8 protein-coding genes are annotated in these 26628 nt (G+C 62.5%); 3 read left to right on the top strand and 5 right to left on the bottom strand.

The window, feature by feature from the left end; all coding sequences use genetic code 11:
* Window positions 1-3 precede the first annotated feature (3 nt).
* A complete protein-coding gene (locus ACZ5WW_RS10055; RefSeq protein ID WP_377164594.1) occupies window positions 4-1089 on the top strand; it encodes a glycosyltransferase family 4 protein in 1086 nt (361 codons plus the stop codon).
* On the opposite strand, the gene ACZ5WW_RS10050 is transcribed toward ACZ5WW_RS10055, so the two are convergent.
* Together ACZ5WW_RS10050 and ACZ5WW_RS10045 are read right to left on the bottom strand one after the other, a co-directional pair.
* Window positions 1049-12667: a tetratricopeptide repeat protein gene (locus ACZ5WW_RS10050; RefSeq protein WP_377164596.1), complete on the bottom strand. Its 11619-nt coding sequence runs from the start codon at window positions 12665-12667 to the stop codon at window positions 1049-1051. The two genes, ACZ5WW_RS10055 and ACZ5WW_RS10050, sit on opposite strands and share 41 nt — an antisense overlap.
* A 59-nt stretch (window positions 12668-12726) precedes the next feature.
* Window positions 12727-20925 carry a tetratricopeptide repeat protein gene (locus ACZ5WW_RS10045; protein ID WP_377164598.1) on the bottom strand — a complete coding sequence of 2733 codons (8199 nt, stop codon included), beginning with the start codon at window positions 20923-20925 and terminating at the stop codon, window positions 12727-12729.
* 81 nt (window positions 20926-21006) lie between these two features.
* Between ACZ5WW_RS10045 and ACZ5WW_RS10040 the strand changes: the two genes are divergently transcribed.
* Both ACZ5WW_RS10040 and rnr read left to right on the top strand, forming a co-directional pair.
* Entirely contained in the window at window positions 21007-21543 is a 537-nt protein-coding gene (locus ACZ5WW_RS10040) for a YkgJ family cysteine cluster protein (protein ID WP_377164600.1), read from the top strand.
* A gap of 19 nt (window positions 21544-21562) precedes the next feature.
* Complete coding sequence (gene rnr / locus ACZ5WW_RS10035; RefSeq protein WP_464694252.1) at window positions 21563-23821, top strand: ribonuclease R; 2259 nt, start codon at window positions 21563-21565, stop codon at window positions 23819-23821.
* On the opposite strand, the gene trpS is transcribed toward rnr, so the two are convergent.
* The 3 genes from trpS to ACZ5WW_RS10020 are packed head-to-tail and all read right to left on the bottom strand — an operon-like array spanning window position 23822 to window position 26618.
* Window positions 23822-24787: a tryptophan--tRNA ligase gene (gene trpS / locus ACZ5WW_RS10030; RefSeq protein ID WP_377164604.1), complete on the bottom strand. Its 966-nt coding sequence runs from the start codon at window positions 24785-24787 to the stop codon at window positions 23822-23824. It lies immediately after the preceding gene.
* 35 nt (window positions 24788-24822) lie between these two features.
* Window positions 24823-25257: a universal stress protein gene (locus ACZ5WW_RS10025; protein WP_377164606.1), complete on the bottom strand. Its 435-nt coding sequence runs from the start codon at window positions 25255-25257 to the stop codon at window positions 24823-24825.
* Window positions 25258-25262: 5 nt separating this feature from the next.
* Entirely contained in the window at window positions 25263-26618 is a 1356-nt protein-coding gene (locus ACZ5WW_RS10020) for an Nramp family divalent metal transporter (RefSeq protein WP_377164608.1), read from the bottom strand.
* Window positions 26619-26628 lie beyond the last annotated feature (10 nt).

Genomic DNA, 26628 nt, shown 5'->3' with positions numbered 1-26628 from the left:
CGCATGAAACTTGCCCTCATCCGCCGCCAGTACTCCGCCACCGGAGGTGCGGAGCTGTATGTGCAGCGGCTGCTGGGGGCGCTGGCCGCCGCAGGCCATGAGACGCACCTGTTTGCGGAAAAGTGGCAGGGGCAGGCGGACGGCGTGCAGTTTCACAGCGTCGCTGTGGAGGGAGCACGCGCGGAGCGGCCGCTGCGTTTTGCGGAGGCGGTGAATGCCGCGCTGCAGCACGGGAGATTTGACTGCGTGTTCAGCCTGGAGCGGACGCTGAAGCAGGATGTCTACCGCGCAGGAGACGGCCTGCACCGTGTGTGGCTGCAGAGGCGGAGGCAGTTTGCACCCTGGTGGAAGCGCCCGCTGGTGGGACGTGGCGCGTTTCACCGCAACATGCTGGCGCTGGAGGCGCAGACGTTTGACCCGGCCAACACGAGGCACATCATTGTGAATTCTGAAATGGTGCGCGGAGAGATAGCGCAGCATTTCCCGGCCTTTCCGCAGGAGCGCGTGCACACGATCCGCAACGGGGTCAATGTGCAGCGGTTCAGAAGCGTGCCGAGATCGGTGGCGCGCACACGCTTTGGGCTTGGGGAGGATGATTTTGTGCTGGTGTTTGTCGGCTCCGGCTGGGAGCGCAAGGGGCTGCCCTGGCTGCTGAAGTTCATGGCCGCGCACAGCGGGGATCCGCGTCTGAAACTGCTCGTCGTCACGCGGGACCGCATGCGTGGAAAGATCCCGCCGAATGTGATCCTCACCGGGCCGCTGAGCGATGTGGAAGCCGCCTATGCCGCAGCGGATGTGCTCACGTTTCTGCCTATCTACGAACCCTGCTCCAATGTGGTGAGCGAGGCGCTGGCCAGCGGAATTCCGGTGGTCACGACGAGTTTCAACGGGGCCAGCGAGCTGATCGAGCCCGGCATCAACGGGCATGTGCTCAGTGATCCCGCTGACATGGCCGCGCTCGGCACGTGCATCCGCCACTGGCGGGAGAGAGGCAGCGCCGCGCCCGTGAAGACGCGGCTGCCACTGGACCTGGAGCAGAATGTGGGGCTTACTTTGCAGGTGCTGGAGCAGACTGTGAAAGCAGCCTGAGCAGGGCCGGCTGCCTTGAGCGTTCCAGGCTGCTGCTGGCCGCAGCATTGAACTGGGAGAGCGCGCGCCTGGCGGCTTCGAGGTCTCCAAGACGGATGTGCATTTCGACGCAGGCCAGCACGCAGCGGTTTGCGTAATAAGAGGAAGGGTTTTTGGCGCGGCTCCACTGCTCCCCGGCCAGCGCATAAAACTGTGCGGCGTGTTGGTGCATGCCGTGTCCGCGCATGAGGTGGGCATAGTCTTCGAGCTGCCCCGCTGCGAAACACGGGGAGACCTTCAGCACCGAGTCTGCGTTTTTGATGAGCTCCTCCTGGGAGAACACCTGGTGCTGAATGAGCTGCTGCCAGATGTTGCTGTTGAAGAATCTGATGCGCCACGTGGTGCGTGTGACGAGCTCCAGCCGCTGCTGGAATGACAGGCGGTTTTTTCCTGTGCCGGACATGGCCGCCATCAGCTCCATGAGGCCTGTGACGTTGCTGAGGGAGAATGTGCTGTCCGCAGTGCCGGCTGGAAGGGGCTCCTTTTTGAGCGTCGAATGCCATGCGCTGATGGCGGACTTCAGCACCGCGTGAGACAAATAGTCGTATTCGCCGGTGTTTGCAGGAGCACCTGCAAGGCTGGCGAACTGGAGCACCTTTTCCGGATCGCGTGCCAAGCCTGCCTGCCACAGCGGCGCGAGGCACTGAAGCAAGGTGCTGCGGTAGCTGCCGAGCGGGTAATCATTGGAGCGGCCATGGCGCTTGATGAAGCCGGGATCTGTGCGCAGGCGCTCGAGATGGGTGTCAGCCGCCTTCATGTCGCCCTTGGCAGTCTTGAGTGCGGCGTGCACGGCCAGAAAATCCCGCCAGCAATTTTCACTGAAGGAGTCATCACCCAGGGAGCTGGAGGTGAAGACTTTGCCGAGAGCCTCGAACTGCGGGAGCAGGAGCAATGCGGATTCAGGCTGTTCCCTGCCCAGGAGGACAAGGGTCTGAGCACGCTGCACCGGCTGCTGAGGCAGAGGCAAAGAGGCCACTTTTTTGGCAAAGGCCGCGAGGCGTTCAGTGCGTGACGGGATGCGGGAATCCGGATAGAGGATGTGGGTGGCGGTGTCGTCTGCGGTGAGTGCGACGATCTCCGCCAGCAGACCGTCTTCCAGGTTCCCGGCCTGGAGTTCACGGATGGTGGCATCCGTGGGAGGGAGCCACCAGCGCCTCTTCATGCCGGAGGTGAGCGAGATCTGCACCGACCGCAGCTTCAAGCTGCCGACACGCTGCCACTGATTGTTTTCAAGCAGCAGGCCGGTGGACTCGACGACATCGTTTTTGCCATAGAGGTTCAGGATCGGGTTCAGGGCGGAGGTATTCTCTGCCCCCGCCGCCAGGCGAAAAATGGCGGAATTCAAAACGGAATCACGATAGCGAGTGCGGTTGCTGTTCATGATGGCCTCGAGCTGGTCCCAGCGTTCAAGCGCGAGTCCGCTGATTTGCTGCCAGGTCTCAGTGTGGGGAAGCACGGCGGCGGAGTTGAGCAGGAAGCCGAGCTCAAAACGGGTGATGGGCACATTCTCATGCCAGGCGGTGGCGGCGGCGAGGCCCCACGACTGCCGCTCTTCTTGGTCCAGAAGGCCCGGATGAGTGGCGGTGAGCCAGGCGGCCAGGGCGAGGCGGACGTGAGGCCTGACCTGCTCATCTTTCAGCAGCGCTCTCACCTGAGTGGTGGCTGCTGAGAAAGTCTTCACTGCGGCTGGTGATGAGGAAAGCGGCTTGTAGGGCCCGTCCGGCCAGCCGGGCATGAGTTCAGTGCTCTCGAGGAGATCGAGTGCGAGACGGCATTCATGGCGGATGGTTTGGAGGGCGGGTTCTTCTTTTTCAGCCGCCCAATCCGCCACTGCGCGGCGCTCCGTCCTGCCCATCTGGCTGAGGGCGCTGTGCAGCACGGGAAGCCACAGGCCGCGGGTACCTGTGCTGGCATGCGGCGCCACCTGCTGCATAAAGTCTGCCCATACAGCCCGGGGGGCTGCCCATCCGCCACGCTGCTCCCAAATCTGGAACAACAGGCCGGCGCCAGCGACTGCGTTTTGAGTGTAGAGAGTGTCAGCCATGATGCGAACCTCCGGGAGGCTGGACGCAGCCAGCATCTGGCAGGCGAGCAAAACCGGGGTGTCATCTGCATTGATGCGGAGCTGGCTTTGGAGGAAGTAGCTGACTGCGCCGCCCACACGGAAATAAGGCGCCTTGCCGAAGCTGCTGGAGGTGTCTTCGGGCTCCAGGCTGCGTGACAGGGCGCTGATGAGTTTCAATGCGTCTTCCTTTCTGGAGGCCGCCATCAGCCGCACCAGTTCATTCCGAACCACCATGGTGTAGCCGCGGAATGGCGTGGCTGCATTGCGCTGGCCTGCCAGAAGGGCATTGAGATAGCTGCGTTCCTCGGCGGAGCGAAGCTGCAGCAACGGGGCGAAGTGCCGCAGGCCGTCTCCCGCCTGCTCCGTTGTGGCCAGTTCAGGAAACTGCTTTTCAAAGACGTCCAGCACGGCGCCTGCGGTCTCCAGGTTCAGCTTGGTGAAATGCGCGGCACAAAGCTCCAGGCGCCGGTTTCTCTCAGGGGAGTCTTTGGCCGTGAGACAGGCGGCGATTAAATAGTGACCGAATTTTGCCCCCTTTTGGCTGATGAGAAATTGCGCTGTTTTTTCAAGCTGATCCGGACTCAAAGAAGACAGGTGGTTCAGTGTCAGTGCGAGAACGCTGCGCATCCTGAACCCGGGCAGTGGAAACGCGTCGTAGGTGGCGGCATTCGCAAGCAGACCCATCTCTTCGAGTGAAGGGACAAGCTTTTCTGCGCTGGCTACAATCTCTTTGGGCAACGCAACGGAGATCAGCTGGTGCTCATTTAAAGGCATATTGCCTCTGCTGGTGGCCCAAACACCATTTTGACCTCCGAGGTTTTGCGCTCCGAATTGCAGCGCCTTGGGTGCAAGCCGGGGAGAACTGCACAATTTAAGCACGAATTCGTTAAGCGGTGGCATGCGATAGGGGGTGGGACTCTGACTGAATTCGGTGCGATATAGGCTGCCGATGAGCTGCAGCGACTGTGCGACCCTGTTAGCGTCCGTCTTGCCCATCTGCTGCAGCTGGTCTGCGAAGTATCCCAAATAACCAAGCCCTCCAGTGCTGTAGTATTGCATCCCGCCAGGCATGCGGAGATCGTAGCGAGACTGCACAGCTGGGGGGAGAGACTTAATGTAGATCGCTTCGAGTTCCCGCCAAGTTTTGATCTTGAGCAGGTCGTCGATGAAGGTCTGCAATCTGTCCTGCTGCTCTTTGACGAGCGGGGCGAATTCCTCCTGAAGCGCGGGCACGTTTGCCGCAAACGCCTCCGCCCATTTCCGCCGCTGAAAGTAGCCGGCGAGAAGCTTTTTCTGCTCGGTGGAACAGGTCGCGATTTCATCGGCGTGAGCCTGGGCGAAGGCGGCGATTTCGTCCTGCGCATTGTACCGTTTGCTGCAGAGAAGGGTGATCAAATCCGCTCCGAAAGTGCGGGGCTGACGTTTGGCGAGCTCCTCCACAAGGCCGGGCTGGGAACTGCCGCCGGTGAACTCACTGCTCATGAACTCCAGCAGGGTCACCTGCTGCGAGTTTTTGGGAAGAGGCCGGGGATTGAACGTGGCGGCAGGGTCAAGCATGCCCGTGGCTTCCAGCAGAGCGATGACGCGCCGGGGGCTGCCGCGGTGCTTGTAGAGATTGCCTGCGTTGCGAAGGGTGGTTTCAAGCCATGAAGGATCTGTGGCTGCTCCGCTTTGCTCCGCACGCTCCATGACTGCACCAAAGAGCTCCGGGATGGCGGCGGCGTTTTGCAGCCACTGGGCGACTTGGGTCTGATGAGGCTGGCGTTGTCTGCTGCCACGATTGTACAGTGCATCCTGCTGCGCCACCAGCTTGCTGATCTGATCAAGAAGGGCGACGGCCCTTGGCGTTTCAGACTGAGCCAGGCGGTCAAGCAGGCTGACTCCTGTTTTGATGACTCCGTAGATGTCGTTTGCGGAATTTCCCAGGCGGGTCATCTGCATCCAGCTTGAGACAGCATTTTCAAACTCAGCCTTATCCGCGATCACCAGCGGCTGAAGGGCCTGTTTGAGCGCGCTGTCCTGATCCGTTTTCTGATCCAGGTCCGGCATGCGGGCCCTGAGCATGGCCAGGAGACTGGCCGCTGATTCGGGCTGCAGGCTGGCAAAATCTGCCTGACGCTTTTTGATGAAAGCCAGAATGGGGGAGGGGTCCGGGCGATTGCTGTAGTAAAAGCTGCGGGCGTTCGGGTTGTCTGCAGTCGAGCGTTGCAAAAACGCCAGCAGCAGTTCGGTGCCAAAGGTGGCGGGTTGTTTCTTCAGTATGTCCGGGACCAAGGTGCTCAGGCCCGTGTCATTTTCGATGCGGTTGACAAGGCAGGCCAGCAGGGTGGGCGTCTCATCATTTCCGCCTGCCGGATCCATGTATCCCGAGGCCTCGGCCACCCAGGGCGTGCCAGAAAACACAAGCCCGACATTTTTTGGCTGATGCAGCAACTGCTCCATCTGGCTGCGGAGATTGGAGGTCCAGCCAGGCACATGTGAGATGCCCTCCTCCTTTGCAATGGCGGACGTGACATGCAGGAGCTGAGGCACCTCAGCGAGAGAGGTCAGCAAACGATACACCAAGTTTTCGCTGCCATTCCGCACCACCGCCACTTTCTGCTCCGGACTGTCGTGCAGGAGTTTGACGGCATGCCGGACTGCGGCTGCAGCCTTGCCGGCATCCACGGAGGCAAAGTCGCGGAGCAGCGCCGGGAACTGCTGTGTAAACTGCTGCTCCTGCTGCCTGAGATCGCTCCAAGATTTCGCGGCCAGCACCTGGTCGATCTTACGTGTCAGTTCCTGGCTTTCGATTTTGAGAAGCGGGGCCAGGACGCGGGTGAGCTCCTCACCCATGAGCTCGGGATGGGGATAGCCGCTCAATTCGCGGCGCAGGAGGGTGGCGAGCTCGGCCTGGCCAGTTTGGGGCATGGCGGCGATGTCTTTGGGATGACGCAGGAGAACGATGCGCAAAGCCGCGCTGCAGTAGGCGTCGCTGTCATCACCGACAAACTGAGAACTGCTGAATTGCGCGACTTCAAGCGGTGCGGGCCTGCCATCCAGCAGCATGGGAGTGCGGCTGTTTTTCACCAGCAAAGCCTGGGCGAGCTCGTTGCCCAGCGTGGGTTTGCGCTGGCCCAGCCGGGCGAGGGCCTGGTTGACCTTCTCATCATTCCAGCGGTCTCGGTAATGATGCGCCAGAGAGCCAAACCAGGTCGAGTGGTTTTCCCCGTCGTTAAGAGCATAAGTCCGGAAAGATGCCGGCTCTCCCAGAAAGCCGAGGGTGTCGGCCGTCTGCAAGAAGTCATCAATGGTCTGGAATCGGTCGCTCGTGTACCTTCTGGCGATCTGGGCCAGCCAGTTGTCCGAGCTGATGAGATTATCTTCCAGGGCCAGATCGAGCAAAGGGAGAGCGCGCGGGTCCTCCAGCAGGTTCTGCAGCCACTGGATGTAATTCTGAACGGACTGCAGGGCCGGGGAGAATGAAGAGTAAAATCTTCTGCTGTTGCTCTGCTGCTGTTTTTGGTATTCGCGCCAGGCGGTGATGTTTTGAGTGCGGAGCTCCGGAGTGCCGCCAATCCACCGGTCACGAAGGCTGCGTATGAAGCTGCGCAACGCCTCCGGGTTTCTCTCGCCGAGGGCAAAGGCGTAGGAATTGAGCGGCTGCGGCACGCTGTAGGCCTGCGGTGAGGTCTGGGAGAGGAAGAGCTCATTCAGCGGCTCCTTGATCTGCCGTTTCTGCCACAGCCGCACGATCTCCTCCAGCGGCCCGCCCTGCTGCTGGCTGCGGTGGGCATAAATGCCTTTGCCTGCTGGGTTGAGCCAGGCTGATGCCGCAGAGACGAAATGGGCATCATCCGCCATGATCAGGGCGGCATACGCGCGGCAGTACTCCTCGGTGTTCTTTCCCTCAGCTTTGAGGATGGCGGGAAAGATGACCTCATCAAGCAGTCGCTGATCTCCGCGCAGGGCGGCGCTGTAGGTGGCGAAGACGGCCGGCACAGGCATGGCGATCTGTCTTTGGGTGGCAAACATTCCGCCATAGGGGGAGACGGGGTCCGTGCCGCCATAGCCCTGGGAGTAGTTCCACTGTGACATGAGCCGCCGCCTTACCTTGGGCATGGTGCGCAGGCTGAGCAGTTCGAGCGCCATTTTTTCTGTGTCGGCGAGACTTCCGCTTTCGGCCATGGCAAGACCGCCGAGCGGAGCAAAGCCCATGAGGGCAAGTTCGGGGACTCCAGTCATCGCTTTGCAGAGCTGGTCGTGGGCCGCCCTGCGCTCATCCCGTGCCTTCTGGCTCTCCGGGCTGAGCTTGATGGAGCCGTCTTCATTAAGGCTCCACCTGCGGTCATTCTGGGGGCTGCCGCCACCGGGAGGCTGCCACAGCGCCGGGAAGGCCACATTCTCGCTGGAAACGCCGTTCTGAAGGTTGCTCAAAGCCTGGCTAAAGTTCTGGGTGATGCCGGCGGACAGGGGACGTTTGGCTGGCAGGGAGCGCAGCCAGACAGAGAGCAGCCCGGAGAGCGCGGCGGGCCTGGGGGTGGAGATCGAGCTGCTTTCGTTGAACTCGTGGATGAGCGCGGGCAGGTGCGCAGCCTGGGTGACTTCCGGCATCTGCTGCCAATGCTGGAGCGCGGTCTGGAAATCCCCTTCCAGCGCAAACAGTGTGGCCAGCCGCGCATGTGAAGCAAAGGCGCGTGGATTGGCGGCGACCACTGCGCGGTGCGCCTCAATGGCGGGCTTGGTTTCGAGGCCGGTGTGCTCGAGCAGCACGGCATATTCCTGCCGGGGCTTCCAGCCTGCGCTGGCGGCCGTCTCCATGGTCTTCATCACCTGGTCCGTCAGTTTGTACTGACCGAAGCGATTGATGACATCGTGAATCTGATGATGGGCGCTGGAGCTGTTCTGCGGGCTCAGGCAGCCCTGGATGGCCAGACGCAGCTGTCTCACGAGCTCCTTCACGGCGGCCGCCTCGTCTCCTGTTCTCACCATTTCGTCGAGGGACACCTGCTTTTTCTGCTGCCGCTGGCGGTAGGAATAGCTGCGCGAGTAGGGGTTGGCGACCACCGGTGTGTTTTGCGGGCGCGAGGCAGGCTGGCTGCCCTGCGCCGCCTGAGCCAGATTTTCCGCCTCCTCCTCCATGCCCAGTGCATTGAGTGCCTCCGCAAGCATGTACCTTTCATTTTGATTGCTGGCAGTCTGGGTGAGGTGCTCGATCACGGGCTTGATCGTGGCCATGAGTTCTCCGGTCCCGTTGTTGCCGGGCTTCTGGAGCATGCGCTGTGCATGGTGGAGAATGGCAAACTCGAGCTGCAAGATCTGGGCTGAGTCGGTGGCCAGCGCCCTGGCCTGCTGGAAATAGGCCAGCGCCTTTTCAGAGCGGTTCATCTGCTGTGAGAGCCAGCCTGCGAGCAGCAGGTCGTCCAGACTGGGGTTTGCCGTGAGACGGGGGGCCATTTCATCCAGCAGCGCCTGCTGCTGGCCCGTCATGAGACGGAGGGTGAGTTTCAGCTTCGGGTTCTGAGCCTTTTCAACGAAGGGAGTCAGGCCGGCATGAAACTCCTTGATCCATTTTTGCTGGGCCTCGTTGACCGGGGCCTGGTCATAATCCTGCTGCGCACCGGAGCTGGCGATCAGATTCAAAACTACCGTGGGCAGCGAGACCGAGATGGCCGGCATCGGCAGAGCAGCGGGCCGAAAATTACGATAGTACCCCTGCGGGGTTCTGCCGCTGATCGAGAGGCTGCCAGCAGCCTGGGCCTTGTTCTGCGGCTTTTCAGGCTGGTCCAGCTGCTGCTGGATGATTTCCACCATGCCTGCCCAGTCACGCACCGCGCCAAGGGAGTACACGACGTCGGCGACATAGTATGACGGCTGGCTGTCAGCAGAGCTTACCCAGCGTTTCAAAAGGGTGGTGATAGCGCGGATATCCTCCGGCGAGATTTTGGCCGTGTCGGCGTTTTGGGGTTCCTGGGGAAACAGATCCGACTGGCTCCGCAGCAGGCTGGACAGCGAGCGGATCATGTCAGGTGTCACCTTGGACATGGCTGCGTGGAGGTCGAGAATGCGCCGCACCCAGACTGGGGACTGAGCGCCTGCGGCATGCCAGGCCATGGTGGCGGTGCGCATGGCCAGTGATGGGTAGTTGGACTGAAAGAGCTTGTACGCGCGCTCGTAAACCGGCAGGAATTCCTCCGGTGAGTCATTGCGGGCCTGCATGAGCCAAGCGGCATGCAGGGCGACATTCTGCGGCTGTTCAGCCAGCATTTCCGAAGTGATGACAAGCTGCGGCGAGCTCTCCGCCGCTGCGAGCAGCAGGGGGGCATCGCTGACGCCGGCCTGCCTGAGGCTGCGCAGGGTGGGCTCGCGCTCAGCCACATCCCACAGGGACACTATCTGCAGCACATGGGCCAGAGCCAGAACGGGAGACTCGGTGACGCCGGGAGCCTGCTGGACGTAGCCGTTTGAGGGCAGCCCGTTGGAAAAGTTTGAGCCAAAAGTATTGTAGCTGCCGAAGCTGGCGCGCCCTCCCTGCTTCTGACGGTGCACATAGGCCGCCTGCACCATGGCCGGAAGAACCAGCCAGTCCTCCGTGCCCGGAGGCAGGGAAAGCGTGGAATACTGCGCGCGCAGCCCGATGCTGCGCCCTGCCGTGGTCACACCGGGCAGCTCTTCGTGCATGCCCATGATTTCGATGAACGCGCGCACAGCCTCCTTTTCACGCCCGGCCTCCTCCAGTGCCACGGCATTGAGATAGTGCAGCCGGTAGTCTTGCGGGTGCTTTGCCAGCAAAGGGTCGAGGAATGTAATGACGCGGTCCCATTCGCCTTTCTCCGCAATGGTGTCCGCCATCTGCTCGATGGAGCGCGCATCCATCTGGCTGCCGCCGGCGATCTCAAAGAGCATGCGGTAGCCGAGGTCGGGATCGCCGCTTTCGATTTGCAGGCGTGCGATGCTTTCACGGGCCTTGGTGGTTTTGTCGAGCTTGGCGGCGCTTTCGAGGGTGCGCAGAGCCTCGGCCGTGAGTCCGATCTCCTCTTCGCTGCGCGCGATGTCGAGGAGCAGCGCCAGATCCTGCGGCCGCAGGCGTGAGGCCTCATAGAGGCAGCGGCGGCGCTCCTCGTCATTGTTGACGGCACGGTAAATCTCCGCCAGCGCCAGCCAGGGCTGGGCGCTGGCGCGGTTTTGCTTCTGCCGCTGCTGGAAGTTTTCAATAAGACGCGGGACATTGTTGTGCTGCTGGGCTGCGAGCGTCAGCGGGCTGATCAGGCGCAGGCGTGCTGCGGCATCTGCGGTTTTTTCATACAGCGCCAGATAGGTGCGCTCCGCTTCGTCCGGCTGATTGTTTTCAAGGCAGAGGGTGGCATAGCTGGACGCCATCTCGATGGAGTCAGGAAACTTCCGCATGGCATCGCGCAGGAGGCCCAGGGCGTCCTTGGTCCGGTTCAGCCCTAGCAGCAGGCGGGATTCATCCAGCCATGGCTGCACGGCGCTGGGGGAGAGCTTTTTCCATTCGGCGACCCATGTGAGGGCCTGCTCCGGCTTTTCCGCGCGGCGGTAAAAGTCCACCATGCGCTGCACTCGGGCCGTGGTGCGTGCTCCGGGAAGTGCGATCACCTGCTGCAAGGTCTGCGCCGCCTTCTCCCACTCCTGCCGGGTCTGCAGCAGGGTGGCCAGCTGGCTCAGCGCGGTCAGTTGGTCCTCTGCGGGAGCGGAGGTCAGGGCCTTTTCTGCCTCTGCGTGTTTGCCTGCGTTTTCGAGCAGAGCCGCCAGCAGGCAGCGGTTTTGGATGGTGGCTGCAGCCTGGACCTGGAGCTCCTGCAGAACGGGTGGCGTGAGTTTGCCTGACTCGTCGCTGCGCAGCACGAGGAGGAGGTCCTTCACGGCCGTTTCGATGCTCTCGGCATCCTGAGCGAGGCCCAGGCGCGTGCGCGCCCAGGGCAGCGCACGCTCGATTTCCTTGTTGGCAATGCCCAGCTGCACCAGCAGGGCATAAAGGCGTGGCTCACGGGCAAAGTCCTGCTGGCGTGGCGCGAGGAGATCCAGCGCCGTGCGGGACTCCTGCCGCGCCTGCAGCGCCTGCACGATGCGCAGCAGATCTTCCAGCGTGGCGGATTTGGCCAGCCGCGTCCAGATGGCGAGCGCGGCATCACGCTGGCCTGCGCGGTGCAGGTAGTGCGCCTGCGCCTCCTGCGCGGAAAGGCTCTCCGGGAAGCGCTCCACGAGCTGCGCATACGCCTGCGCCGCAGGGCTGCCGGGCTTCACGGGCGGCTCCTCCCAGTTTTCCAGCAGGCGCGCGGCGCGCAGATAGTCCGCTTCTGCGGCTCCCGGCAGCTTGAGAAAGCGCTCCAGCGTGGCCCGCGCGGCGGCATCATCTTTCGCGCGATGCTGCAGGCCTGCCAGCCGCACGAGCATTTCTTTGTCCGCGGCATTCTGCTGCGCCAGAGTCTTCGCCTGCTCGATCGCTTCATGGGTCAAATCGAGCGATTCGAGAAGATCGAGAAATCCTTCCTGAAGATCGCGCCTGCCAGGATTCGACTGCAGCAGCGCGCGTGCCTCCTTCAGTGAGGCGTCTTTCTGCCCGGTCTCACCGAGCAGCAGCGTGTGCTGCCACGCCAGAGCCACGCGCTGCGGGTGCTCTTTCACGAGGCCTGCCATGAATTTTTCGAAGCCCTCCAGGTCGTCGCTCATGCGAAACACACGGCTGATGCGGCCCAGCACATCCCCTTCGATCCAGGAGTCGGAGCCGGTTGACGCCAGGGTCTCCCTGAGGGTTTTCAGGGCGTCATCCCGCCTCTCCGCCAGCAGCAGCACATCCGTGAGGCGGAGCTGGCGCAGCGTCCGCGCCACTGGATCGCGGGAGCGTTTGATCAGAGCCTGCGCTGTTTCCAGCGCCGCTTCATACTGGCCTTCATCCGTCAGCAGGTCGATGAGCTCTTCGGAGAGGTCTTCATCCTCGGCATGGGCTGCAGCCAGTTCCTTCCAGGTGCGCAGAGCCTCTTCATTTTTGCCGAGGCGCAGCAGCGCACGGCCGCGCAGCTTGCTGATCTCCATGGCTGCGGCGGCATCCGGATGCGCCTTGGCGCCTTCATCGAGCGAATGCAGGGCTGAGGCAAAATCTAGCGCTCGCGCCTCCAGCCGGGAGCGTTCAATCCAGGCCGAGGTGTTGGCAGGATCCAGCTTGAGCGCCGTTTCATACGCCTTCAGCGCGGATGGGTCATCGCCACGGTGGGAGTGAAAGACGGCCAGCAGCAGATGATCTGCCGCAGTGGCAGATGGCGCTTTGGCCCGGGCGTCTAAAAAAGCCCCGAGGTCCGCGGTCGTGCCCTCCTCCAGCCACGCGGCATGGAAGCGCTCAAAAAGGGTGCCCGGCTGCGGGCGCTTGAGCAGGATGTCCAGATAGCGCCGGGCCGGTGCCGGAACTTCGGGTGGCGCTGTTTGCGCGAGGGCGCTGGCGCCGAGCAAAAAGAGGCAGAGGGCGGTGCGTGAATGCATGGCAGTTTTTTAGCGGGAAGGAGCAAGTGTTTGCAAGCTCTGAGGTCGAATTCGTAATCTTATCGCTCATCCTGAGGTGGGGGGAGCTTGTCCAGCCCCAGGCGCCGCAGCAGTTCAGAAATGAGCTTTTGCTGTGCCGGGGGGAGGGCGGCGATCTCCGCCTCATGCTTCACGGCAAAGGCCGCAGTTTCTTGGTCTCTGGGCCCAGGAATAAGCAGGAGCCGCAGAAGGTCGGCTCCGAAGCTGTCCGGACGGACCTTGGCGAGAAGCGGCGGCAGATCCGGCCACTGAAGCATGGCGGGCAGCCAGTTTTCCAGCAGCGTGGGCCGCTCTTTCTCCATGGGCATGGGCTGGGGATTGAAGGTGGCTGCCGGGTCCAGCATGTGCGCGGCCTCCAACAGTGACACAAAACGCTGCGGGCTGCCCTGCAGGTGCTGCAAGTCCATCAGGTGTGTCAGCGCACCCTGCATCCAGACGGGATTGCCGGTGGCACCACATTCGTTGGCGCGCTGCATGATCTCCTCAAAGAGCTCAGGCGTGGCCGCCGCACGCTGCAGCCATTGGGCGATGCGCGTCTGGTGCGCAGGGGCCAGCCGGCCCTTGCTGCGGGCGATGATCTCCTCCGTGGCCATCAGCTTGCTCACGTGATCTAGCAATTCGACAGCCCGCGCTTTGTCCATGGGGGCGAGGCGGTCGAGGAAGCGCAGGCCGCGCTGGGTGGCCTCATACTCGCCAAAGCCTGCCTGCTGCAGGCTGGTCAGCTGGAGGAACTGCTGCAGGTCCGACTCAAACTGACGCGCATCTGCATCGATGAGAGGCTGGAGCGAGGCTTTGAGCCGGGGATCGGCCGCACTGCGAGAGCGCAGGTCGGGAATGCGCGCCTGAAACAAGGCAAGGACGGCGGTGGAAGTCTCGGGCGTGAGCCGGGTGAAGTCGTCGCGATGCTGGCGGATGAAGGTGATGATCCTGGAATCATCCGGGCGGTGGGGCTCGTTGTAGAAGCTTCGCCGGGCCTTTGCATCCTTGGGGTCACGGTGCAGCAACGCCAGCAGCAGCTGGGTGCCAAAAGTGGAGGGCTGCCCGGCAAGCCATTGGCGGATTCTTGCACAAGTTTCCTGCTCCTGCTCCAGGCTGTCGATGATGCGAGCCAGCATCGTGGGTTCATAGGCATCATCCACCCGCATGTCCCGAAAGTCCGGGGCGGCGGCGGTGAACGGCGTATTCTGAAACACCCAGCGGGCGCTGTTCGGCTTCTTGAGAGCCTCTTCAAAACGGAAGCATTCGTTGCCGCACCAGCTCAGCGACTGATGCAGCCCATGCTTCTCCGCCAGTGCGAGTGATGTGCCAAGAAGCTGAGGCACATGGGCGAGTGACATGATGTAGCGGCTCGCCGGTGTGTCTGGCAGTCCCTCGCCCATGGTGGAACGCTGTTCCTTGCAGCCGCCCAGCAGTTTCAGCCCATGCTCTGCCACGGCCCTGGCGCGCCCCGGGTCGTCTGCTGCGACAGTCTGCAGAAAGCCGGTCAGATCTTCCGGGGAGCTGCCTGCCGGATTGAATTCCTCCCAGGTCTTGCATGCCAGCCTGGCGTCGGCCTGGTGGCGCAGCTCCTCGGATTTGGCCTTCAGGATGGGGGCCACGGCGTGCTTGAAAGCCGCATCTGCGATGTCGAGATGCGGGAAGTCCGGCAGCTGGACCTTGAGAAAGGCTTCCAGATTCAGACGCTCATCCGTCGGCATGGCGGCGATCTCTGCGGCATGGCGGACCAGCAGGAGGCGGAAGGCAGCGTGGCAAAGGCCTTTTTCGCTGCCGGGATCTGCCGCCTGAAGCTTTACCGGTTTGCCATCCAGCCACAAAGTTGTGATGCCTGCGCGCACCAGCATGGCCTGAAGCCAGTGAGTGGTCAGGCTGGGTGGATGGTCTTTGCCGAGGCGCTCGATGATGGCGTTGATGACGCTGTCCTTCTGTATGTCGCGGCATTGCCAGGCCAGCTTGACCATCAGGTCCTTCTGCTGCTGCCTGGCGCTGGCAAAGGGGTGGGACTTTGCCGCAGGATCAAGAAAACCCAGGGCACGTGTGAGGCGGATGAACTCTTCAGGCGTCTGCACACGGGCGCTCAATCCAGCGGCATCCATTTGCGACAGCCAGAAGCTGGGCTCGGTGGAGTCTTCTTCCAGGGCGGTTGCCACGATGGACAGAGAGCCCTCGCTTTCGTTAATGAAGTGCTGCAGCCAGTCGCGGTACTTCAGGGCGGCGCGTTCCAGCGGTGTGTAGTCAGGCTGGCTGCCATTTTTTTCGGTCTCCCGGATTTTTTCAAAGGCCTTCTGTCGGAGGGCTGCCTCCGGGCTGACCCAAACGGATCGCAAACGGCGGATAAAGCGTGGCAAAGCCTCGGGCTCACGGCTGGTGAGCACTTGGACATAAAAGTCCAGCACAGACGCTTCCGGCCTTGCAGCAAATGGATCCGCCGGCTCGGGGGAGGGCAGGGTGAAATCGCGATGTTCGATGATGAAGTCATCCAGTGGAGTGGTGAACTTGCGAGCCCGCCAGAGGCGCACGATTTCACCGGCCATGCAGCCAAGGGTGGAACGCCCCGTGCTGTGCGAAAAGGGGCGGAGCCATTCCGCCGCAGCTTTTGGGAAGTCCTGATCGCCAGCCATCAGCAGGCCGGCATAGCCACGGCAGAAGTCGAGCATGGGCTGGCCTTCGGTCTTGAGGATGATGGGAAAAAGGGTGCCTTCGAGCATCTGCACATCTCCGCGCGCTGCCGCGCTCCATGTGGCAAAGACAGCCGGAGAAGGCATGGCGATGCGGTTGCGGGTCTGAAAGCAGTTTTCGCTGATGATGGCGGAGGCTGAGCCGTTTCGGCGTCGTCGGCTTGGATCAGAGCGGCCCCGGCGGTCTGCCGGCCTGGAAAGAATCTGCAGGGCCAGCTTTTCAGTTTCCTCGATATTGCGCCCCTCGTGCATGGCCAGGCCCGCCAGCGGGGCAAAGCCTGCTTCCGCCAGCTCTGGCAGCGCAATCATCGCGTGGCACAGGGCATCATGGGCGATGCGGCGTTCATTGCGTGCCCGACGGGCATCTTCGCCGAGCTGTGGCTGGCCGGGGGCATCCGCTCTCAATCCCTGCTGGGAAGGCGCCGGGTGCCAGTCATTGTCGGCTATTTCCCACCAGGAGGGGAAGCTGCTGCCGCCCCGCTGGACTCTGTCGAGAACCTCCCCGATCAGGGCGATGCATCTGGCTGGCAGCCGGTCGGTAGGAGGGCGGTTCTTGATCCACTGCGTGACAAGCCGAGCTGCGGCGAGGCTGCGAGCGTTATCCTGGTCGCTGCCGGAGATCTGCCGTGTGAGCGGCAAAAGCAAAGGGTGCTGCTGGGTGGCGGGAAGCAGGAGCCAGTGCTTCAGGGCCGTGCCGGCATCTGAGGCGGCATGCAGCATGACGAGCCGCTGGCGGGCTGCATGGGCGTGCGGATTGGCCTCCAGAACGGTGATGTATCCCGCGACTGCATGCTCAAACAGCGCCTCGGAGGAAAGGGTCTGGTCTCCATCATTGTTTTGAAAGGGGCGGCCATGCGCGTGCTGCATGTCGAGCAAGGCGGCATGCTCCAGGCGCGGCTTCCAGCCATTGGCGGCAGCGTTCTTGATGCCGAGGAGCAGGGTCTGGCGGAGCTGCTGAACTTCGAGCTTCAGCAGCAGCTGGGTCAGCTTTTCGGCTGTCTCCGCCGACTGACGGGCGGGGTCGAGCCATTCCGCCGTCAGCGCTCGCACCACGCGCCGTGCCTCATTGAGCGCGCCGGAGATGTTGTTTTGTGAGAGGTGGCGGTCGAGCGCTTCACGCCCGTCCACCGTTCCACGCTGGAGCAGGGCCTGGGAGTAGGGATTGAGTATGGCGGTTGTGGACTGGGAGGCTGCCACAGCGTGCAGCGCGGGGAGTGAGCTCCGCAGTTTTTCCGCCTCGGCGTCCATGCCATATTCTTCCATGACGCCGGCGAGGCTTTCCTTTGTCTCCCGGGTGCTGGCATGCTGCAGCGCCAGACGCATCATTTCCTGCACGGCAGCCACGGCCGTCTCTTCTTTGCCAGTCCCGCCAAGCTGCTTCGCATGGTAAAGAACTGCGTTGGCGGCCTGCTGGCGTGCGTCAGGGGTGATGGCGGTTTTATACGCCTTCAGGAAGTGGCCGAGCGCGGCCTCATGCTGCTGCATCTCCTGGCAGATCCAGCCGGCGGTGAAGAAATCTTCCGCAGTGGCTTCAGGGCTGCTGAGGCGGGGTTGCAGCTCCGTCAGCAGTGTCTCCCCTTTTCCGCACAGCATGCTGAGAATGAACTTGAGGCGGGGCTCGGAGATGGCGGCCAGCCGTGTCTTCATGGCCTCAACGAATTCCGCAACCACAGTGTTTCCGCCCTCGCGGCGGTCGGCCTGCTGCCGGGTGAACTCGAGTGCGTTCATCAGCATGCCTGTGACGAAAGGCGGCAGGTGACAGCTGGTGGCCTCAAGACCCAGTGGGCTGACTTCGAATGAACTGGATCGACGGACCGACTGACGAGGCGGTGCATTGGGCAAACCGGGCTCTTCGGCGAGCTGGATCATGCGCTGGAGACATTGGATGACGTCATCCCAGGCCTTCAGCTCAAAGAAGCCATCCAGCAGTGACTCCATGCGATCCAGGTGGCGGTTGTCCATGCCCTGCATCCAGCGCCGCAGCGTGGCGGCGATGGTCTGGGACTGGGCTGGGCTGATGAGCACGAGCGGGGCCTGTTTGGACTCATGGGCATCTCTGCTCTGGCTGGTCAGCAGATTTTGCAGCACGAGGTGTTCGTTGCTCTGCGGCTGAGGCACTGCGGCGCACAGATCAATGACAAGCTGAAGCCATGTGGCGGCGTCTGCCGGCGTTTCAGCGGTGTCATAGGCGGTATCGGCAGCGCAGAGCGCCAGGTAGCCGTGCCTGCCCTTGAACATGTCAAAGCAGCGCTGGCAGGCGGCCAGCTTGTCAGCCGGGTCGTCTTCGCTGGCGGGATCCAGCAGCCAGGCTGCGTGCAGCGCTGCATCCTGAGGATGGGCGGAGAGTATTTCCAAGCACACATGAAAATCCGAGGACTCGCGGGCAAGCTCGAGCAGCAGCTCGGCGTGGGCCACACCTTCCCGCTTTAGCTGCTTTGTCAGCCGCGGCTGGGCATCCTCCTGCCAGACGCTGCTGATCTGGAGGAGATGGACGAGGGCAAAGGTCGGGGACTCCGTGACGTCTGCGGGCAGCGCTATGAGTGAGAACGTGCCATGGCCGCTGCCGGGCGGCAGCAGGGCTGCGTGCCTTCGTTCCTCGCGGTAGGAGTAGGCTGTGCGCGCGATGTTCGGCAGCGCAAGCCAGTCGGCCGTACCTGAGGGCAGATCTTGAGGCAGCGCGTGGAGCTGAAGCTGCTGCGGCTGGGCCTGCCGCGATGAGGGCAGTTCTTCATGCATGGCCAGCACTCGCAGGAATGCCTGCACGGCCTCAGGCTCATGGCCGGCTTCTTCCAAGGCCACGGCTTGGAGGTAGTGCAGCCGGTAGTCGTCCGGGTGCTTTTCGAGCAGCGGGGCCAGAAAGGAGCTGACGTGCTCCCAGTCGCCCTTCATGCCAATGACAAGCGCCATCTGCTCCACGGCGCGCGCATCCATCTTGCTGTCCGCCAGATCAAACAGCATGCGGTAGCCGATGTCGGGATCTCCGTCTTCAATCTGCAGCCGGGCGATGTGTTCTCTCGTCTGCGTGGTTTTGTCGAGCTTTGCGGCTGCTTCGAGCGTGCGCAGGGCTTCGGGAGTGAGTCCCTCCTCTTCTTCGCTCCGGGCTATCTCCAGCAGCAGCGTGAGATCATGCGGGCGCAGGCGGGAGGCTTCATAGAGGCAGCGGCGGCGTTCTTCGTCATTGTCAGTGGCACGGTGGATTTCCGCCAGCGCGAGCCAGGGATAGGCGGAGACGCGGTTCTGCTTCTGCCGCTGAACGAAGTTTTGCAGCAGCTTCGGCAGTCCGTCATGACTTTGGGCGGCCTTTGCCAGGGGGGCAAGCATGCGCAGGCGTGAAGCCGGGTCCGTGGTCTTCTCATACATGGCCAGGTAGATCCTTTCGGCCTCCTCGGCCTGCCCCGCATTGAGGCAGGCGGTCGCACACGCTGCGGCGACATCCGCAGCATCGGGAAATTTGCGCAAGGCCAGGCGCAGAGCTTTCAGGGCCGCTTCCGGATGCAACAGATCTTCATGCACCCGCGCCTCCGTGATCCAGGGAGCGACCGCCCCAGGTGAAACCGTTTTCCATTCGGCGATGTAGGTCAGCGCCTGCTCCGGCTGGAGGGCGCGGCGGGAGAGCTCGACCATGCGCTGAAGATTGCCGCTGCTGCGCCCGCCGGGCAGTTCAAGAACGCGCCGCAGAGTCTCCGCCGCTTTGGCCCAGTCCTGATGAGACTGGAAGACATGGGAGAGCTGGCTGAGCGCGATCAGAGCATCCTGGGCAGGGGCGGCATTCAGCAACGCCTGCGCCTCGGAGGTTTTGCCAGAATGATCAAGCAGTGCGGCGAGCAGGCAGCGATCCTGCAAAGTCAGTGCGGACATCGCTTTCAGTTCATCGATCAGTGGCTGGGCCGGGCTCATTTCCTGGCTGCGGACGATGGCGATGATGTCTCTCAAGGAGCTGTCGATGCCATCGGCGTCCTGCATCAGCCGCAGGTGTGCACATGCGCATGGCAGCGCGCGGCCAAACTCCTTGTTGGCCATGAGCAGGTGCACCATCAGCGCCAGAAAGCGCGGCTGTGCGGAGAAGTCCTTTTCACGCTCCAGCAGGACATCCAAAGCGGGGCGCGACTCGAGCCGTGCCTGCAATGCCTGGGCGATGCGGAGCAGGTCTTCGAGCACGGCGCTTCCGGCCATGCGCCGCCAGATGGCGATGGCCTCTTCGCGGTGGCCGGTGCGGTGCAGGTAGTGCGCATGCGCCTCCTGGGCGCTGAGACTTTGCGGGAAGGTGGCGACGAGCCTGAGGTAGGCCTTCGCCGCCGGGGAGTCCGCCTTCGCGGGCGGTTCCTCCCAGCTTTCCAGCAGGCGGGCGATGCGAAGGTGGGCGGACTCATCGGCAGCTGCGCTGGAGAGAAAGGACTCCAGCGTCAGGCGTGCCGCAGAATCATCGCCCGCACGATGCTGCAGGGTGGCAAGACGAACGAGCAGCTCCTTGTCTCCGGGGTTTTGGGCAACGACGAGCCGTGCCTGCTCAACGGCCTCGCCGGGGAGACCGAGCGAGTCCAGCAGATCGAGAAAGCCATCGCGCAGATCACGGCGGCCAGGGTTGGACTGCAGCAGAGAGCGGGCGCTTTTCAGCGCGGCATCATTCTGGCCTGTGGCCGCGAGCAGCAGCGTGTGCTGCCAGGCCAGAGTGACGCGCTGCGGGTGCGCTTTTGACATGGCGGCCAGATGCTTCTGCAGACCGCTGACATCATCGCCCATGCGGAAAAGGCGGTCGATCCGCGCGAGGATGTCTCCCTCGATCCATGAGTCTGCCCCCGTGGCGGCGAAGGCGGAATCAAGCATGGCCAGGGCTTCGTCTCGCCGTTCTGTCAGCAGCAAAACATCGGCGAGACGAAGCTGACGCATGATCTTGGCTGCCGGATCCCGGCTGCGCTGCACCAGGGCGCGTGCGGATTCCAGAGCCGCCTCAAACTGGCCTTCATCGACAAACAGATCGATGATCTCCTCCTGCAAATCCTCGTCATCCGAATGGACGGAGGCCAGAGCTTTCCAGACGGCCAGCGCCTCGTCACTTTTCCCGAGGCGCAGCAGCGCACGGCCGCGCAGCTTGCCGATCTCCGCCTTCTGCTGGTCCTGTGGTTTTGCCCCTTCCGCCTGGTCGAGCGACTGCAATGCGGCGGCGAAATCAAGCATGCGTGCCTCGATGCGTGAGCATTCGATCCAGGCACCGGCATTTTGAGGGCTGAGCCTGAGGGCTGTCTGGTAGCAGAGCAAAGCCTCCGGGTCATTGCCGCGATGAGCATGAAAAATGGCGAGGATGAGGTGAGCTGTGGCAGGGGCGCCTGTCGCGGCAGCCTGCGCCTCAAGGAAGCGCTGCATTTCCGCCACCGTGCCCTCCTCCAGCCATGCGGCATAGAAGCGCTCAAAGAGAGTCCCCGGCTGCGGGCGCTTGGAGAGAATGTCCAGGTAACGCTGTGCCGGGGCCGGCACTGCCGGAGGCTTGTCCTGTGCCGGGAGAGGAGCGCAAAGCAGCAGCAGGCAGAATGCGGCACGGAAAATCATCCATGGCTTTTAGCGGATCGGCGGTTGATTTGGCAAGAGCAGAGGTTGATTTGGCGGGAGAAAAGCCTTTAAGAATTCAACATGTCCCCCGAAGAGTTTTCCTTGGCCGCTCCCCGCCTGTGCACGGCGTGCGGAATGTGCTGTGACGGGACGATGTTTCAGATCGTGCGCATGCAGCCAGGAGAAGTGCCGGCAGAGCTCGGGAGAATGGGGCTCAAGATCCGCAGTCGTGGCGGCGAGTATTACATGGAGCAGCCCTGCTCGGCATTGAAGGACAACAGGTGCACCGTGTATGAGCGGCGGCCGGTGCGCTGCCGTTTGTTCAACTGCCAGCAGCTCGGGCGTTTGCAAACGGGTGAAACCACGGAGGCTGAGGCGATGGAGCTGATCGTCGAAACGCGCGCACTCGTGGAGCAGGTGAAAAGTCTGATCACGCAATGCGGACTGCGCGAAGATGGCCAGGCGCTCATGGAGCGCTATGAGCGCGTGATGTTCACGCCGGTGGACAAAGCTCTGGAGCCGGAGCTCGCTCGCACGCGTGACGAACTGGATGAAACGATGCGCAAACTGAAGCTGCGACTGAACCGTGAGTTCCGCCTGCCTCCGAATTCTCATTGACGGAATCAATCGACGTGCGATGTACCTCGATCAGATAGGTAAGAATAAGATGGAAAAGAAATTATTGGGGCTGCTTGGCAGTGAGGATTACATACCCTCGAATGTGCCGGAGCTGCTCTCACAACTGGGCATGAAGCCCAATCAACAGCAGGTGCTTCAAAGCCTGCTCAAAAGCCTGGAGAAGCAGGGCAAAATCGTACGCACGAAAGGCAACCGCTACATTGTGGCGAAAGAGGCCGACCTGGTCCCCGGGGTGATCCAGATCACACGTGGCGGCCGCGGCTTTGTGCAGCCGGATGAGGCAGGCCTCGGCGAAATCAGCATTCCGGACAGCAAGACGGAAACGGCCATGCACGGAGACCGCGTGCTCGTGCGCCTGGATGTGAAGCCCGGGCAGCAGGAAAAAAGCGGCAGCGTGGTGAAGGTGCTGGAGCGACGGCGCTCGCAGTTTGTGGGCACTTTGCAGCGCTCCAGGCAGTTCCTGCACGTGACACCGGACGATCCGCGTCTTCCTGGCGCGATCTACGTGCCCGAGCCCCGCGATGTGGGCCGCAAGCCGAACGTGGGGGACAAGGTGGTGGTGGAGATCACGCACTGGGATTCCCGCAAGACCGCGCCCGAGGGGGAGATCATCGAGGTGCTGGGTTCGCCTGATGAGGAGGGCGTGGACATGCTCTCCGTGCTCCGCCACTACGAGCTGCCGCTGCACTTTCCGAAAAATGTGCTCCATGAGGCGAACACGATTGCCAAATCGCGCCCGGACAATCAGCCCAGCGCGCAGGAGTGCGCAGGCCGTGTGGACTGCCGTCCGCACAATGTCATCACCATCGACCCGGATGATGCGAAGGACTTTGACGACGCCATCTGCATTCAGCGTCACGGAGATCAGTGGAAGCTGTGGGTGCACATCGCGGATGTGTCCCACTACGTGCTGCCGGGCAGCGCGCTGGATGTGGAGGCAAAGAAGCGCGGCAATTCTACTTACCTGGTGGACCGTGTGATCCCGATGCTGCCGGAGGCGCTGAGCAATGAGCTCTGCTCGCTCAAGCCGAACGTGGACCGTCTGACAAAGTGCGTGGAGTTTGTGCTGTCCAAGGACGGGCATGTGGTCAGCTCAAAGTTTTATGCCGCTGTGATCCGCTCCAAGCGCCGCTTCACTTACAAGGAGGCTTATGGAATCATCCAGGTGCCACCCACGAATGAGACGGAGCAGATGCTGCACGATGCGCACGCGATGGCGCAGAAGATACGTCAGCAGCGCTTCAAAGACGGCTCGCTGGACATGGACTTCCCCGAGAACAAGATCCGCCTCGATGAGCATGGCAAGGTGCTGCGCATTGAGCGCATCGAGAACGATGAATCCCATCAGCTCATCGAGGAATACATGCTGCTGGCCAACGAGGCTGTGGCCGGCCGCCTGATGGGGCTGAACCGCCCCTCAGTGTATCGTGTGCATGAGTCGCCCAAGGAAAAGAAGCTCAGCGACTTCCGCGAAGAGGTGCTGAGCCACCGCGTGCAGTGTGGCAATCTCACGCATCGGCCCGAAGTGCAGAAGCTGCTGCATCGCCTCAGCACGCTGCCGATTGGGCCTGCTTTGAAGATCGGCTTCCTGCGTTCGATGATGCGGGCGCGCTACGCGGTCGAGCCTCTGGGCCACTACGGCCTGGCAAAGCCGAAGTACACGCACTTCACCTCCCCGATCCGCCGCTATGCTGACCTGGTGGTGCATCGCTCCTTGTTCGACAAGGTCGAGCTCAATGCCGGTGTGGCAAAGCAGATCGCTGAGCATATCAGCGCCACGGAGAAAAACTCGGCGGATGCCGAGCGCGACAGCAAAGAGGTGAAGCTCTATGCCTACCTCAAGGCGCAGATCGCTTCGAAGAAGCCGCAGCCCTATGCCGCGCTCGTCACCGATGTCCGGAACTTCGGCTTCTTTGTGGATGTGCCCGATCTGGGCCTCAGCGGCGTGGTGCCCCTTTCGGCCATCCGGGATGACTTCTACGTCTTTGATCAGGCCAGCCGCCAGATCACCGGCCGCCACACACGGCGTGTCATCCGCCTGGGAGACAATGTGGTGGTGCAGATCTACAAGCTCGACAGCCTGAAGAAGCAGGTGGACTTCCAGCTTGTGGTGCCCAAGGAGGAGTTTCCACGCTCGCGCAAGTCAGAGCGGCCTGAGCGCCGTGAAAGGGACCGCAGCGAAATCAAGAGCGCACCGCCTCGCAAGCCTGGGCATGGCCACAAGCGTGCGCAGCAGGGCAAGAAGCGGAAACGCTGATCAGCCCAGTCCCACGGCATCACGCACGCGGCCAAGGGTCTTGCGGGCGACGGCGCGGGCTTTTTCCGCGCCTTCGGCCAGCACCTTGTCCACATAGCCCTTGTCTGCCACGATCTCGTCGCGGCGTGCACGGAAGGGGGCGAAGTAGTCGGTCACGCCTTGCAGGAGGCGCTTTTTAAAGTCGCCGTAGCCCACGCCGCCGTTCAGGTGGTCGGCCACCATGGCATCGTAGTCGGACTGTGAGGCCACCAGCTTGTACAAGGCCAGGATGCTGCTGCCTTCGACGGCCTTGGGCGCTTCCACGGGGGTGGAGTCGGTCTTGATGCCCATGATCTTCTTCTTGAGCGGGCCGGGCTCTTCAAAGAGTGGGATGGTGTTGTCGTAGCTCTTGCTCATCTTCTGACCATCGAGGCCGGGCACGACGGCGGTGGCCTCCTGGATGCGCGGCTGGGGAAGCTTGAAGAGTCCTTCGCCAAAGGTTTCGTTCATCTTGATGGCGATGTCGCGGGTGACTTCGACGTGCTGCTTCTGGTCCTTGCCCACCGGGACGACATCGCTGTCATAGATGAGGATGTCCGCCGCCATGAGGACGGGGTAGGCAAAGAGGCCGTGGGAGGGTTTGATGCCGTTGGCAATCTTATCCTTGTAGCTGTGGCAGCGCTCCAGCAGGCCCATGGGGGTGATGGTGCTCAAAATCCAGGAAAGCTCGCAGTGCTCGGGCACATCGCTCTGGCGGAAGAAGACACACTTCTCAGGATCGAGGCCGCAGGCGAGGAAGTCGATGGCGAGCTCACGCACGTAGCTGCGGAGGGCCTTGCCGTCGTGGACGGAGGTGAGTGAGTGGTAGTCGGCGATGAAGTAGTAGGCGTCGCCTTCGTGCTGCAGCTTGAGAGCCGGCTCCATCATGCCAAAGAAATTGCCGATGTGGAGTCTGCCGCTGGGTTGAAGGCCTGAAAGGATGCGCATAGGAGCCCCTGATATGGCGGGAGGGGGCGCGTTCGTCAAGGTGCGCGCTTGGGCGGCACCACAAAGAGGGGCACGGTGGCCTTGTGCCGGACGGCGTCGATGGTGCTGCCGTGGATGATGTCGCCGATGAGGCGGTGGCCGTGGGAGGCGAGGGCGATGAGGTCGATGTTTTCCTCAGCGGCCACTTTGAGCAGCTGGTCCGGCGGCTCGCCCAGCACGAGGCGGACGCTGACGGTGAGGCTGGTGTCCGTGCGCAGCCTGGCGGCGGTGGTTTCCAGGTAGTCCAGGTCCTGCTTCATCTCTTCAGACTCGGCGAGCTTGAGCTGGTCGAAATTTCGGGCCGCCCAGCCGTCAGCCACATGCACGAGCAGCAGCTCGCTCCGCATCAGGGTGGCGAGGGCGGTGATGGCGGGGAGCAGCTCCTGATCGGAAGAGCCGGTGTCGAGGGCGACGAGGATTTTGCGATACATGGCGTTTAGATTCCGAGGGCGTTGATCCAGGACTGCGGGGCGAAGAAATCGAAGAGAAGCTTGAAATTGAGGATGATGATGACCACCGCGCTCGCCCAGGCGAGGCCTTTGATCCAGGCGGGGTTGGCAAAGCGGCCCATCTTGGCCTTTTCATCCGTGAATCTCAGCAGCGGCACCACGGCAAAGCTCAGCTGCATGGAAAGGATGACCTGGCTCCAGATCAGGAGATTGGTGGTTTCACCTTCACCGTAATAGCCGATCACGCAGACGGCGGGCACCACGGCGATGAGGCGGGTGAGGAGGCGGCGCAGCCACGGCTTCAGGCGGATGTTGAGGAAGCCCTCCATGACGATCTGCCCGGCGAGCGTGCCTGTGAGCGTGGAATTCTGCCCGCTGGCCAGCAGCGCCACCGCGAACAGTGTGCTGGCCACGCCGACGCCGAGCACCGGGCTCAGGAGCTCGTAGGCCTCCTGGATTTCCGCGACTTCCTTGTGCCCGCTGGTGTGGAAGGCCGCCGCCGCGACGATGAGGATGCCGCCATTGATGAACAGCGCAAACATCAGCGCAAAGGTGGAGTCGATGGTGGCAAACTTGATGGCCTCGGCCTTGCCCGCATCATCACGGGCAAAGTTGCGCGTCTGCACGATGGAGCTGTGCAGGTACAGATTGTGAGGCATCACTGTGGCGCCCAGGATGCCGATGGCGACAAAGAGCATCTCGCGGTTTTTCAAAATCTCCATCGAAGGCACAAAGCCGCTGGCGATGCCGGCCAGATCCGGGCGGGCAAACACCATCTCGGCGGCGAAGCACCCGCCGATGGTTAGGATGAGGGTGATGACGAGAGCCTCCACGTAGCGGAAGCCGCGGTTTTGCAGCAGCAGCACGATCATGACATCGAGCGTGGTGATGACGCAGCCCCAGACAAGCGGGATGCCAAAGAGCAGCTGCAGCCCGATGGCCGAGCCGACCACTTCCGCCAGGTCGCACGCGGCGATGGCGGCCTCGCACAGAAACCAAAGGAACCACACGACCGGCTTGGGGTAGTGGTCGCGGCAGGCCTGCGCCAGGTCCCGGCCCGTCACGACACCGAGCTTCACGCACAGGTGCTGGAGAAGGATGGCGATGACGTTTGAAATCAGGATGACTGAGAGCAGGGTGTAACCGTAGCGGGCTCCCCCTGCGAGGTCCGTGGCCCAGTTGCCGGGGTCCATGTAGCCGACGGAGACCAGGAAGCCCGGGCCGGCGTAGGCGAGCATCTTGCGCCAGAACGAGCCGCCTTTGGGCACGGGCACGGAGCGGAAGACTTCGGGCAGAGAATCGCCTCCGCGTGAGCGCCAGCCTGTTTCAGGAGTGTTTTCCATGGTATGGGGA

The sequence above is a fragment of the Prosthecobacter fluviatilis genome (assembly GCF_055388355.1).
The sequence above is the reverse complement of the archived record's forward strand: the minus strand, read 5'-3'. Positions and strand labels throughout refer to the sequence as shown.

Coding starts and splice junctions, on each gene's coding strand:
- rnr (WP_464694252.1), top strand. CDS start 21,563: ATGTACCTCGATCAGATAGGTAAGAATAAGATGGAAAAGAAATTATTG.
- ACZ5WW_RS10040 (WP_377164600.1), top strand. CDS start 21,007: ATGTCCCCCGAAGAGTTTTCCTTGGCCGCTCCCCGCCTGTGCACGGCG.
- ACZ5WW_RS10055 (WP_377164594.1), top strand. CDS start 4: ATGAAACTTGCCCTCATCCGCCGCCAGTACTCCGCCACCGGAGGTGCG.
- ACZ5WW_RS10020 (WP_377164608.1), bottom strand. CDS start 26,618: ATGGAAAACACTCCTGAAACAGGCTGGCGCTCACGCGGAGGCGATTCT.
- ACZ5WW_RS10025 (WP_377164606.1), bottom strand. CDS start 25,257: ATGTATCGCAAAATCCTCGTCGCCCTCGACACCGGCTCTTCCGATCAG.
- ACZ5WW_RS10050 (WP_377164596.1), bottom strand. CDS start 12,667: ATGCATTCACGCACCGCCCTCTGCCTCTTTTTGCTCGGCGCCAGCGCC.
- ACZ5WW_RS10045 (WP_377164598.1), bottom strand. CDS start 20,925: ATGATTTTCCGTGCCGCATTCTGCCTGCTGCTGCTTTGCGCTCCTCTC.
- trpS (WP_377164604.1), bottom strand. CDS start 24,787: ATGCGCATCCTTTCAGGCCTTCAACCCAGCGGCAGACTCCACATCGGC.